This window comes from Nostoc sp. ChiSLP03a (assembly GCF_034531215.2).
Lineage (GTDB): Bacteria > Cyanobacteriota > Cyanobacteriia > Cyanobacteriales > Nostocaceae > Nostoc.
In genome coordinates this window covers 1-12,559 of record NZ_JAVRBQ020000153.1, presented here as the reverse complement: position 1 = coordinate 12,559, position 12,559 = coordinate 1, and the positions used below count along the sequence as shown (strand labels likewise).

Annotated in this window: 9 protein-coding genes; 5 read left to right on the top strand and 4 right to left on the bottom strand. The window is 42.0% G+C overall.

Translation table 11 applies throughout. The features are described from left to right. Nucleotides 1–200: 200 nt before the first annotated feature. The 3 genes from RMY32_RS25815 to RMY32_RS25805 all read left to right on the top strand — a co-directional run bounded on the left by RMY32_RS25815 (nt 201) and on the right by RMY32_RS25805 (nt 3,357). A complete protein-coding gene (locus tag RMY32_RS25815) occupies nt 201–659 on the top strand; it encodes a M67 family metallopeptidase (RefSeq protein WP_322710761.1) in 459 nt (152 codons plus the stop codon). Nucleotides 660–800: 141 nt separating this feature from the next. Beyond that, nucleotides 801–1,973 (top strand): molybdopterin-synthase adenylyltransferase MoeB, encoded by a 1,173-nt coding sequence (gene moeB, locus RMY32_RS25810; RefSeq protein ID WP_322710760.1) that lies wholly within the window; start codon nt 801–803, stop codon nt 1,971–1,973. A gap of 184 nt (nt 1,974–2,157) precedes the next feature. Beyond that, nucleotides 2,158–3,357, top strand: coding sequence for an MFS transporter (locus tag RMY32_RS25805; RefSeq protein WP_322710807.1), 1,200 nt, complete (start codon nt 2,158–2,160; stop codon nt 3,355–3,357). Nucleotides 3,358–3,441: 84 nt separating this feature from the next. Here the strand turns inward: RMY32_RS25805 and ftsH4 are convergent, their stop codons facing one another. Next, complete coding sequence (ftsH4, locus tag RMY32_RS25800) at nt 3,442–5,307, bottom strand: ATP-dependent zinc metalloprotease FtsH4 (RefSeq protein ID WP_322710759.1); 1,866 nt, start codon at nt 5,305–5,307, stop codon at nt 3,442–3,444. Nucleotides 5,308–5,951: 644 nt separating this feature from the next. Then, nucleotides 5,952–7,034, bottom strand: a complete 1,083-nt coding sequence (locus tag RMY32_RS25795) for a peptidoglycan-binding protein (RefSeq protein WP_322710758.1) — start codon at nt 7,032–7,034, stop codon at nt 5,952–5,954. A 402-nt stretch (nt 7,035–7,436) separates the two neighbouring features. On the opposite strand from RMY32_RS25795, the gene RMY32_RS25790 reads away from it, so the two are divergent. Next, the gene (locus RMY32_RS25790; RefSeq protein WP_322710757.1) at nt 7,437–8,093 is read left to right on the top strand and encodes a class I SAM-dependent methyltransferase; all 657 of its coding nucleotides are present in this window, start codon (nt 7,437–7,439) and stop codon (nt 8,091–8,093) included. Between the two features lie 59 nt (nt 8,094–8,152). On the opposite strand, the gene RMY32_RS25785 is transcribed toward RMY32_RS25790, so the two are convergent. After that, complete coding sequence (locus tag RMY32_RS25785) at nt 8,153–9,109, bottom strand: aldo/keto reductase (protein WP_322710756.1); 957 nt, start codon at nt 9,107–9,109, stop codon at nt 8,153–8,155. Nucleotides 9,110–9,433: 324 nt separating this feature from the next. On the opposite strand from RMY32_RS25785, the gene RMY32_RS25780 reads away from it, so the two are divergent. Then, nucleotides 9,434–10,174: an SDR family oxidoreductase gene (locus RMY32_RS25780; protein WP_322710755.1), complete on the top strand. Its 741-nt coding sequence runs from the start codon at nt 9,434–9,436 to the stop codon at nt 10,172–10,174. Nucleotides 10,175–10,354: 180 nt separating this feature from the next. On the opposite strand, the gene RMY32_RS25775 is transcribed toward RMY32_RS25780, so the two are convergent. Beyond that, nucleotides 10,355–12,106, bottom strand: coding sequence for a serine/threonine-protein kinase (locus RMY32_RS25775; protein ID WP_322710754.1), 1,752 nt, complete (start codon nt 12,104–12,106; stop codon nt 10,355–10,357). Nucleotides 12,107–12,559 lie beyond the last annotated feature (453 nt).

The following is a 12,559-nucleotide window of genomic DNA, read 5'->3' as shown; positions in this document are numbered from 1 at the left end:
CGAAATTTGACATTTTTGGCATACTTTCATTTCTTCCCTCTTGAAGAAAAGTAATATTTCTCTACGATTCACCTTATTTCAAGGCTTTTACGTAGTAATTATCCAACTATTCTCTTAACTATCTAAGATCGCCTGCGGTTTTTGCTAGCATACGCATTAAGCAAGAATTGTTAGAAGTTGCTAAAATTACAAACGCAGACATGATCCAACTTAGCCAAGAACACTTGCAAACTATCCGCACCCATGCCGAAAGCACCTATCCAGATGAGTGCTGTGGTATAATTTTGGGCTATCTGGCTAATGAGGGCAAAACTGTGGTAGAGGTCATGCCAACAGAAAATGCTTGGAATACAGAAGCGGCGGCTGAATTTCCAGGGGAACGCACAACAGAAAGTAAAAGACGGCAATATACGATCGCACCCGAAGTTATGTTAAAAACACAAAGGGAAGCACGCGATCGCTCACTGAACATTATCGGCATTTTTCACTCTCATCCAGATCATCCTGCTATACCCTCAGAATGCGATCGCATATACGCTTGGCAGGGATACTCGTATATAATAGTTTCCGTCCAAAACGGCAAAGCTGGAGAACTCAAAAGTTGGAGCCTTGATGATACTCATCAGTTTCAAATAGAGGAAATTGAAAATATAAAATAACTGACTTAAGTTTAAAGATAGTCACTCGTAGCGGTTTTAGCCGCCAGCACAGATGAAAATTCGTCTTTCCCACTCCTATCTCTATATAAGATCCAGTTTTTCGATAGGATTAATATTCCGCTTTCCTACATCATAACTGCTATGCTCAATCCCAATCTGGACGAAATCCAGTTAAGCAAAGACGATTACGAACGCTACTCCCGACACCTGATTTTACCGGAAGTAGGACTAGAAGGACAGAAGCGCCTGAAAGCCGCTAGTGTAATGTGTATCGGTACAGGTGGACTCGGTTCACCACTACTTTTATATTTGGCGGCGGCGGGTATTGGACGCATCGGAATTGTCGATTTTGATGTTGTCGATACTTCTAATCTGCAACGTCAAGTAATTCACGGGACATCCTGGGTGGGTAAACCTAAGATTGAATCGGCAAAAAACCGCATTCACGAGATTAACCCCTATTGTCAGGTTGATTTATACGAAACTCGTCTGACTTCCGAAAACGCCCTAGAACTTATTCAACCTTACGATATCGTCGTGGATGGTACTGATAACTTCCCCACCAGATATCTAGTTAACGATGCCTGCGTATTGCTGAATAAGCCCAACGTCTACGGTTCAATTTTACGCTTTGAAGGGCAAGCTACTGTATTTAATTACGCAGGTGGCCCGAATTATCGTGACCTTTTCCCAGAACCACCACCACCAGGAATGGTTCCTTCTTGTGCAGAAGGTGGTGTATTGGGAATTTTGCCAGGAATTATTGGTTTAATCCAAGCAACCGAAGCTGTTAAAATCATTCTGGGACAAGGCAACACTCTTAGTGGGCGATTGCTGCTATACAACGCCTTGGATATGAAATTTCGGGAGTTGAAACTGCGTCCGAACCCGATTCGCCCAGTGATTGAAAAGCTGATAGACTACGAAGAATTCTGCGGGATTCCACAAGCTAAGGCAGAGGAGGCAAAACAGCAGATGGAAAGTCAAGAAATGACCGTCAAGGATTTGAAGGAGTTGTTAGATAGCGGTGCAAAGGATTTTGTACTGCTGGATGTCCGCAACCCCCATGAGTACGACATTGCCAAGATTCCGGGTTCAGTGTTGGTGCCCTTACCAGACATTGAAAATGGCAATGGTGTTGCTAAGGTGAAGGAAATATTAAACGGTCATCGTTTAATTGCTCATTGTAAAATGGGCGGGCGATCGGCAAAAGCCCTAGCTATTCTCAAGGAAGCCGGCATTGTCGGGACGAATGTTAAAGGCGGAATTACCGCTTGGAGTAAAGAAATCGATCCGTCAGTTCCCGAGTATTAACAAGAGAGGCAGGAGGCAGAAGGCAGGGAGCAGGGAGCAGGGAGCAGGGAGCAGGGAGTAGGGGAGCAGAGGGGCAGGAATGCCCAATGCCCAATGCCGAATTCCCAATGCCGAATTCCCAATGCCCAATGCCCAATGCCCAATGCCCAATGCCCAATGCCGAATTCCCAATGCCCATCTCCTTATGACTACCTCAAAATCTCATCTGAATATTTTATGGGTGCAAGTTTGGGTGTTGGCAGCAGTGCAGGGAGCAATTACCCTCTCGTGGTTAATTTATAATATTTATTTGCCGCAACTTCTGACTCAGTTTGGTTTTCCGGCTTCATTAGCAGTTGGTTTGGTGCTAGTCGAAAATGCCTTGGGTGCGGTGCTGGAACCAGTGATGGGTGGACTTTCAGACCAAGCTAGACGCTGGGTAGGAACTCGGTTTCCTTTTATTTCAGTAGGTATGATTCTGGCATCGGCTTTGTTTATTGCCATACCATGCGTTGTAAGTTTGATCCCGCCCACTACCGTGATGAAATCGCTCTTACCTATAGTATTGGTAGCTTGGGCATTGGCAATGACAATATTTCGCTCTCCAGTTATGTGCCTATTGGGGATGTATTCGATACCAGCCCAGTTACCTTTAGCAGTCAGTTTTGTCACTTTAACAGGCGGTGTGATTGGGGCTTTTAGACCGATAAGCTACAAGTTTATTCTAAGCTTAGGGCCAGTTTATACCTTTGCAATTGGTTCTTTTGTGATGCTGGGGGCGGCGGCTGTATTGCGGTTAGTCAATCCCCCAGAAGCACCAGTGGATAAACATCAAGCAGAAACGGTAAAGTTGCCCTTACAGAAATTGGTTTTGATTTTAGGAACTGGTTTCGGCGTTGCGTGGGGTATCCGATTTCTCATGGATGTCTTGGGAAAAGTGCTGAAAGCCCAACTCAATACTGATAATATTGATGTGCTGATGGTGTGGATTGGAATAGCGATAGCAATTGCCAGCATCCCAGCAGGAATCTTCGCCGTTAAAATTGGTAATCGTCAAGCAATGCTTTGTGGAATCTGTGCAATCATTCCTTCGTTATTGATAATGATATCTCTAGGGGCACAAATTCCGATAATTGTATTAATCGTTGCCAGCTTTAGTTTAATTGTCAATGGGGCAATTCCTTTTGCTTTAGGGTTAGTACCGCAGCGGTGGGCGGGATTAGGAATTGGGATGTATTTTGGTGGGTTTGCTTTAGGGATGAGTTTGTTTGGCGTTATATTTGCTCAACCGCAACAAATAACACCTTTTTTTGGTGCTGTTGGAGGTGGATTAGCATTTTTCCTGGCTGGTGTTTGCATTGCGGTGAGTGGCATTTCTGAAACGCAGAGGAACGCAGAGGTTTAACGGATAGGCGTTTCGCCTTCCCGCAGGGTAGGTACGCAAAGTTATTCTCTGCGTACCTGTATAGATGAAATCTGACTTTCTTAATTACGAATGAGTTACAGGTTTAACTTGACTTAACAAATCGTGCAGTTTTTCGCCTTCAATGACCTCTGTTTCTAAGAGTTGAGTAGCGATCGCTTCTAGCAAGTCTCGATTCTGTCTGAGAATCTCTAGGGCTTGCTCGTGGGCTGTTTCCACGATTTCTTTGACTTCGATATCAATCGCTTTCGCTGTATCTTCGCTTACCAATCTCCGAGGATTAGTAGCACCATTGCTCAAAAATGCTGCCTGTTGTCCTTGTTGATAAGCTAATGGCCCTAAGACTTTGCTCATACCATAAGCTGTTACCATCCGTTCTGCCAAATCAGTTGCTCGTTGCAAATCGTTGGAAGCACCTGTGGTAATACTGTTAAACACAACCTCTTCGGCGGAACGTCCACCTAACAGAGTTGCAATCTGACCCCGCAATTCATCTTCATTCAGCAAAAAGCGGTCTTCAGTTGGTAATTGCAGAGTGTAGCCTAAAGCAGCCATCCCACGAGGAATAATCGAAATCTTTTCTACACGACCGTTTCCGGTTGTCAGCGCTCCGACCATTGCGTGACCAACTTCATGGTATGCAACAATCTTTTTCTCAGTGTCGTTCATCACGCGGCTCTTCTTCTCTAAACCGGCGACTACCCGCTCAATTGCTTCGGCAAAGTCTTCTTGAGCAACCTTTTCACGCAGATTGCGCGCTGCTAATAATGCGGCTTCGTTTACCAAGTTTGCCAAATCTGCACCAGCAAAACCGGGGGTACGAGTAGCGATCGCTTTTAAATCTACATCATCTCCTAATTTTACCTTTTGAGCGTGAATCTTGAGAATTGCTTCACGACCAGATAAATCGGGACGGTCTACCAACACTTGGCGGTCAAAGCGACCTGGACGCAGCAATGCCGGGTCTAGGCTTTCCGGGCGGTTAGTAGCTGCTAGCACAATCACCGTTGCATCCCCAGCTGCAAATCCATCCATCTCTGTTAGTAATTGGTTGAGCGTTTGTTCTCGCTCATCGTTACCACCGTAGAAGCTATTACTACTACGAGACTTACCGATCGCGTCCAATTCATCAATGAATACAATACAAGGAGCTTGTTTTTTAGCTTGCTCAAACAAATCCCGGACTCTGGAAGAACCGACACCGACAAACAATTCGACAAATTCGGAACCAGAGATACTGAAGAATGGAACTCCTGCTTCTCCTGCTACGGCTTTTGCTAAAAGTGTCTTACCAGTACCAGGAGGGCCAACCAACAACACACCTTTGGGAATCCTAGCGCCGATTTGCGTAAACCGTGCCGGAGTCTTGAGGAAATCTACAATTTCTACTAACTCAGTTTTTGCTTCTTCTACCCCAGCCACATCTGCAAAGGTGATTTTCGCAGATTCGCCTTCAACGTAAACCTTAGCTTTGCTCTTACCAATGGAAAGCGCACCTTGGGGGCCACCGCCACCACCACGGGCGAGAAAGAACTGCCAAATACCAATGAAAATCAGTGGTGGAATCACCCAACTTAAGAGGGTTGTAAACCAAGTATTTTTGGGTGGCGGTGTAGCAGCGAATTCAACTCCCTTTTCTTCTAGCAGTTTGGGTAACTCTAAATCAAAGATTGGTGTCGTTGCAAACACCTGGCCCGGTTGGGAATTTTCTGTTTTTGTTTGGTAAAGAATCTGGTTTTGACCAACGGAAACTCGGCTGACTTCCCCTTCCTGTACTTGATGAATAAATAAGCTATAAGGAACACCAGTCGGCCCAGAAGCAAATAAATTAGGCAAAAATAAATTCAAGAGCAGGAATAGTCCTGATACTGCCAGTAAAATATTAGCAACGATCCGAAACCGAGGTGACTTAGGCTGTTCTTTAATTCCCATAAATGTTACCAATCCTGAAATAATGAAACTAAGTTGAAAATTGTGTATGGGGCATTGGGCGTTAGGAGTGCTGAGTGCTGAGTTAGGAGTTAAGAGTTAAGAGTTAGGAGTTTTGTTTATCTCCCTGCTCCCCTGCTCCCCTGCTTCCCCTGTTCCTTATTTCCCTTAAGGTTTTGAGAAACTTGATTAAAGACTGGTCAAGAATGCTGATATATTCGCCCAATCTAAGCAATGTCTACGACGGGCTGTAAGGCTCATGATGATCGTTAGCTCTTGCATCTGCTTTGCATCTGCTTTGGGAGAAGACTCGCTAACAATAAGGCAAAGTTGTTCGGCTTGTCTCGGTCTTTAAGTATACTACTGTTTCTCATAATTTCTCCGATTTAGCAATGTTTGCAGCATTTTTTTACTTATTTATGTAACTAAACTTAACAATTTAATTAATCTTTGTGAACTAACGAGCAAATACGGTTTACCGTACTCAAAAAATATGCAGAGATTGGGAGACGCAAATAGAAATCCCCCACAAAGAGTTATTTTGAAGCCTTTGTGGAGTTTTCCTTGTTTCAATCTGGAATTTTTATCAAGTCATTCTACTCTGAACTTTGGAACTGCGTTCTCCATATATGCGGTTCCTCTACCCATTAATGTCCATCATGCGACCAGTGGGGGCGATCGCTAGATAATTTAATCACACCGTAAGAACGCCCAACTTGCCATAAAGTAGGATTTTCATAACTCGTTCGTGGCTGATTAATGCTAACTGTCGTTCCGTTAGCGTTTTTGATATTTAAGGTTCCTGACCAAGTAATTTCCCAATCAATTGCTAATCTTTGGGTATGACGAGAGGTAAGAACAGGTCGAAAAGCAATATTATAAGCAGACACCATTTCTTTAGCAGCTTGGACAGAACCAGCATTGGTGTAATGTAGCCAATTAATATCTACATTAGGCATCGGTGGAACATCTTTGGCAGCAATTTCATTATTGCTAATACGGAAAGCATAGTGCATTAAATAAGCTCGTTCTGAAGGGCGAAATACTGAAGATATATCGATATTAGCTCCGGCATTTTTTAAGGCTTGCTCAAAAGCTTGTACTTTTTGACGAAAGGGAGAAGCTAAATCATCAATTGAGTCGCTGTCTGGGAAAAAATTAACCCAGGCTTTTCCACTCAGTCGTTGTCTTAATTTTTTGGCGTATTCAGTGATGTTGTCTAAAGCCAACTCCAAATCAATACCAAGCTTGGTTTTTGTTGTATTAGAAAGCTGTTGAGCTAACTCGGCTCGAAAATTTACGTCTCTGATTTTATAAGTTTCGGCTAGTCCTTTTGTACTGTTGGGGCCAAAGTCTCCATCAGCTACTAACGGCGGATTTAAACGACCGATCGCTGTTAAACTTTTTTGTAAATCTTTGACCTCATTTACTCCAAAGTTAAGATAAGTTAAGAATTTATTCGCGGCATCGGTGTAGATAGCAAAATAAATTGCAAAACCTTGCTCTAGCGCTTTTTTATAAGTAGCAGTATCGACAATTCCCGTTACTGTTAAAGCATTACTAGTCTGATAATCACGCGTTGCTTGGGCTGTAATATTCCCAAAATCCCCATCAACGGCAGCAATCGGGAAGTCATAATCTAAAAGAAATTTCTGCCAAGCAGTTACAATTGGCCCTTCGGATTTTTTCTGGAGAGTCGGAAGTTGCAAAGCTTGAAGTTTAAAGCTCATAGTTTTTCTTGGATGAAACAATTTTTTTGAGTTAATTTCTCTGTCACTATTGGTCGTATAATTTAAGTTACTACCGCTGCCAATTTGGTATCTCGTACTTCATGAGAGCGATTGGAGTTCAATAAACGCTATTTTGCAAAACCCACTTTGGATTATAACATCCGCAGTTATATTAGCTTTTCTCAGGCGATCGCTGATCATCGTATATATAAACGCCTCTATCCTTTTGTTCTTTCTGTGATATCTTACGGTTCCTATGCTACGCGTAATACATTAATTAAATTCATCCTATCAGGTGAGTCTAATGGGTGAGGTACAACAAACACCAAGTATTGTACCTTGAGGCTATCAAATGGTTGTTTAGCACCCCAATTTCTCGGCTCAAAAATTAGGAAGTAGATAATGAATGTAAACCAAATTATTGGAGATTCAAAAAATAATATTTTTGCAAACCTTGGTAAACATTTTTTTGCCTGGATGATGGCTTCAAGTAGTAGCAAATATGATAAAATTGTCAGCGATCGCCAACGTTCTCTTTTTGCTAATCTCCAAGGTAAAGTTTTAGAAATTGGCCCCAGAATAGGCGCTAACTTACCCTACTATCCTAAAGATATCCATTGGATAGGAATCGAGCCAAATTCACATAGGCATTCTTCTCTTCAAAAACATGCAGAAAAACTGGGTTTAAATATTGACCTCCGCATTGGTAATGCTGAATGGTTAGATGCCGAAGATAACAGCATCGATACTGTTGTTAGTACATTATTGTTGTGTTCTGTGCCGAATATAGATTATACATTGCAGGCAATTTTAAGAGTACTTAAACCAGGCGGACGCTTCTTATTTATTGAACATGTCGCCGCACCTGAAGGAAGTTTATTGCGACAAGTACAAAACACAATTAGTCCAATTGGGAAAGCAATAGGTGATGGTTGTCATCCAAATAAAGAAATTTGGATAGCATTAGGAAAGGCTGGTTTTAGTAGCATCAATTATGAGCGATTTGATGCGCAATTGCCAATTGTTAGTCCTGATATTATCGGCGTAGCAACAAAATAAAAGTATGAATAAACCCCCGGCTAAAGTCGTGGGGTTTATCAGGTTTTCCACCAGAGATTTTATGGATTCTCGCGCAGGAAAGTATCAATATCATTTAGTTCCTGCTGATTGAGACGAAATTCTCCAGCACCAATGATTCCTTCTACCTGCTTGGGATTGCGTCCGCCAACGATCGCCGCAGTCACCGCCGGATTATTTAAAGTCCAAGCGATCGCTACTTCGCCTGGAGAGCGATCGTGTTGTTGACCAATGTGTTGCAACACCTCGACTAGCTTCAGGTTACGAGATAGACGTGGCTCCTGAAATTGACTATTGTTTTTGCGCCAATCATTATCTGGGAAATTAGCAACTCGTTCAGGTGTCATCTTTCCTGTGAGCAAGCCAGATTGCATAGGTGAATAAACAATCACACCGATGTTATTTTCCTTACAAAAAGGCAGAATCTCCTTTTCGACATCCGGCTTTACCAGGGAATAAGGCGGTTGCAATGACGTAACTGGTGCAATCTCTTGGATACGTTTCAACTGTTCGACATTGAAATTGGAAACTCCGATATAGCGAACCTTACCCTCATCCTTGAGCTTGGCCAAAGTTGTCCAGCCTTCTTCGATTTCTGAGTCAGGGTTGGGCCAGTGAATTTGGTAGAGGTCAATGGTTTCAATGTCTAGTCGGCGCAGACTGGCTTCAACCTCCCCCCGCAGAGAATCCGCTTTCAGACTGCGACTAATTTCGCCCTTTTCATCCCAAATCATTGAGCATTTCGTGAAAATGTAAGGGCGACTAGATCGACCTTTGAGTGCTTTAGCAACAACCTCTTCAGAATGCCCTAAACCATAAATAGCTGCTGTGTCAATCCAATTAACGCCGAGGTCAAGAGCGCGATTAATCGTTGCGATCGATTCTTGATCATCTTGCTCTCCCCAGCCAAAAGCCCATTCACCGCCACCAATCGCCCAAGCACCAAAGCCGATTGGGGTAATGTTAAGCTCCGAATTGCCCAGCTGTTTGGTTTGCATATCTACCTTTTTGAAGAATTTTTGAGTCAATTGCTACTTTAAGCTGCAAATATTCTCTCAACAGCTATCTTAAGTATGAATTACTACTGGTGCAAACATAACAGGCGATCGCTCTCAATACGCTTCGGATAAGCACTTTTCATATCCGTTGTGGTTTGGGCAAAGGGTAAGGGGTAAAGGTTTGAATTCATCTTTTTCCCTTTTCTCTTTAACCGAACTGTATTGCAATTACTCTTGAATATTGTGTTGATACACACTACTTGTATACTAAACTTGCTCAAAGATAGTAACAGTTGTCAGTGTCAATCAAAATAGAGAAGTAATATGTCAGAAGATTTAAAAGGCAAAGTTGCGCTGATCACAGGCGCAAATAAAGGTATTGGATATGAGATTGCCCGTCAATTAGGTTCTAGAGGTGCTACTGTTCTTGTTGGTTCAAGAGATATAAAACGTGGTGAAGAAGCGGCGAATAAACTTCGTCTTAGCCAGATCGATGCCCAAACAATTCAACTTGATGTGAGCGACCAAAAAACAATCGGCTCTGCGGCTAAACAAATCGAGAGCGAATTTGGAAAACTTGATATTCTTGTGAACAATGCTGGAATAATGAGTGATGGCGACCGCCTTCCACCTAGCCAAGTTGATATTGAAACACTACGACATACTTATGAAACGAATGTATTTGGAGTGTTTGCAGTTACAAAAGCGTTATTGCCATTTTTAAAGAAATCAAAAGCAGGGCGAATAGTGAATTTATCAAGTGGTTTAGGTTCTCTGACTCTGAACTCCGATCCCAATTACGAATTCGCTGATTTTAAGTTTCTTGCTTATAACTCATCCAAAACAGCAGTGAATGCAATCACAGTTTTATTGGCTGCCGAACTTAAAGATACCCCAATTAAAATCAATGCTGCCGATCCTGGTTTTACAGCAACTGACATTAATCAATACCAAGGGTATCGCACTATTGAACAGGGTGCGATCGCAGCAGTAAGACTCGCTACTCTACCTGATGATGGTTCTAGCGGAGGATTTTTTGATGAAAACGGTGTGGTTCCTTGGTAAAAACTAGAGGGCATTGGGCATGGGTTTTTCCCTTATTCCCTTATCCCATCGTACCTCTACGGGAAAGCAAGCTAAGTGCAGTGTCTGTTTGCGACGACATACTACGCGGACGTACAAAGTGTTACAAATTACGTTAGCGAAGCGTTAGCGACGCAGGAGCGTCATTACGAATTACCAAATCTACCGAATATTAACCTCTTGCAAGTAATTTACTTCTTGAAGAGATTCAATCTTAGTAACTGACTTTTTCGGAACAAATAAATTTGTTCTTTTTGCAGAAGCTATCTTTTGATAGTCAGCTACCGCGCGTTGTTTTTGAGTATACTCATTCAATTTGACTTGAGCTTGAGCATAAACTAGAGTATCTTGGGGAATATTTCTGAGAAATTTTACAGCTCGATCGAAATCACCAATAGATGCTTTTTTATAGGCTTTCTGTAAAAAGTAGGCTGCTCTGATCTGCCGCTTTCGATTATATTCAGCTAACTTGTCTTGAACTAAAGCACCCGCACGACTTTCTTGAGGAATTTGACGTAGATATTGTAAGGCGGCAGAAAAATCTTTGTCAGCAGCTTTTTCGTAAGCTTTTGCTAATAAATCTTGCGTCTGTAATTCAATGTTGACAGATGCTTGCTGAACTATTTTATCTGTTTTAGATTGCCAATATGCAATCTTTGGAACTTTGGCAGCAGCATGAAGAACATCTGACCATCTGTTTTCTTGAAAAGCTAGTTGTGCTATTTCGTATTGCTGTGCAGCTACTTGCCATTGTTCTTGCCATTCTTCAATTGTGGCTTGCGCTTCTGGATAAACATTGCTGTGAGAAGGAATTGATTTAGCGAGTGCGATCGCTTCTTCCAAATCTCCTGCTTGATATTCTTTTGTTGCTTTATATAATGTATCTGTTTCTGAATATGCAGGCGCAGTATTAACTAAAGAATATACACCAAATCCCATCAATAAAGAATTAGCTGCTAGCCCTACTTTCATTCCCGTTAATAATGGGGATAATTTTCCAGACGCAGGATTTTTTGCTACTTCTAGAGAAAATTGAGAATCTTCCTGTAATGTTTCTGATGGCTGAGGTTCCCAGATTATTTGTTTGAGTACTCGCAATACTTCACCCGCAGACTGAAAGCGGTCTTGGTGATTATAGCGGATCATCTGGCTGAGAACAGCAGCTAAATAATCGTTAACTGGCGTGTTTTGAGAACGCCAAAAAATTTCATTAGTAGAAGGATCGGTTTTTAATTGTAGTGGTTCTAGCCCTGTTAAAGCCTGGATAGCAATCATACCCAAAGCATAAATATCACTGTTGGGCTGTGTTTGACCAATAAATTGTTCTGGCGGTATGTATCCCAATGAAGTGACGGGAATTCTATAAATGGGCAATTCCGCACCTATGCCAAAATCGATCGACTGGATTGAGCCAAAGTCAATCATAACTAACTTGTTATCAACAGTACGTCTAATCAAGTTTTCCGGTTTGATATCGCAATGGATCACGCCTTGAGAGTGGACAAATTCTAGAATACCTAAGACATCTATCAAAAATTCTACAACTTCGCTCTCACTCCACAGACACCCGAAATGTCGATCGATGGGCAATTCCGCAGTCAGCGCATGTCCTTCAATACACTCTTGCACTATATAAAATCGCTCGTTTTCTTCAAAACAGGCGATAAATTCAGGAATTTGGTCATGACTTCCTAGAAGCTTGAGGGTTTGGGTTTCAGTCAGAAACAGTAACCTCAGCATCTCCAAATAGCCGGATTCGGAACTGCTAACTTTAATCTGCTTAATAACGCATTTGGGATTGTCTGGATAATCTACATCTACAGCAATGTATGTTTGCCCAAACACCCCTGCACCGAGGCTTTGGACAACTTGGTAACGCCCTTGTAGTAATTTACCGATTATGTGGTGGGTCATGACCTGGTTACTCAGTAAGTCCTTTTATCTAGTTTTTCTGACATTCCCTCCTATTTCCGGAATACTTTAGAAATAAATAACCAGAATTTTGACACTAAAATATAAGTTAATTTCTTTAAGTATTTTTGCGTATAAAAAATATTTTTTTAGAGGATGTCTGAGAAGTATCAAATATTTATTGATCCCCCCTAACCCCCCTTAAAAAAGGGGGGAATAAGAATCTTAAAGTCCCCCTTTTTAAGGGGGATTTAGGGGGATCTCCAAGGGCTAAATGTATATAAAATAACTTTTCAGACATCATCTTAGCTCGACTTTATCCATTTTTTTCACAACGCGATCGCTTAATCTGAAACCTTTGTAGGACAGGAGTTTTACTTTTTTAGCTTCATCGACGATCTATCACGTGGAAAAAGTATTTGCCAAAAAGCTAGGGTTTTTGCCGGATAAAGAAAG

What these genes read in the sequence shown, in the direction of transcription:
- RMY32_RS25775 (WP_322710754.1), bottom strand. Translation starts at nt 12,106, where the DNA reads ATGACCCACCACATAATCGGTAAATTACTACAAGGGCGTTACCAAGTT.
- RMY32_RS25815 (WP_322710761.1), top strand. Translation starts at nt 201, where the DNA reads ATGATCCAACTTAGCCAAGAACACTTGCAAACTATCCGCACCCATGCC.
- RMY32_RS25805 (WP_322710807.1), top strand. Translation starts at nt 2,158, where the DNA reads ATGACTACCTCAAAATCTCATCTGAATATTTTATGGGTGCAAGTTTGG.
- RMY32_RS25795 (WP_322710758.1), bottom strand. Translation starts at nt 7,034, where the DNA reads ATGAGCTTTAAACTTCAAGCTTTGCAACTTCCGACTCTCCAGAAAAAA.
- RMY32_RS25785 (WP_322710756.1), bottom strand. Translation starts at nt 9,109, where the DNA reads ATGCAAACCAAACAGCTGGGCAATTCGGAGCTTAACATTACCCCAATC.
- moeB (WP_322710760.1), top strand. Translation starts at nt 801, where the DNA reads ATGCTCAATCCCAATCTGGACGAAATCCAGTTAAGCAAAGACGATTAC.
- RMY32_RS25780 (WP_322710755.1), top strand. Translation starts at nt 9,434, where the DNA reads ATGTCAGAAGATTTAAAAGGCAAAGTTGCGCTGATCACAGGCGCAAAT.
- RMY32_RS25790 (WP_322710757.1), top strand. Translation starts at nt 7,437, where the DNA reads ATGAATGTAAACCAAATTATTGGAGATTCAAAAAATAATATTTTTGCA.
- ftsH4 (WP_322710759.1), bottom strand. Translation starts at nt 5,307, where the DNA reads ATGGGAATTAAAGAACAGCCTAAGTCACCTCGGTTTCGGATCGTTGCT.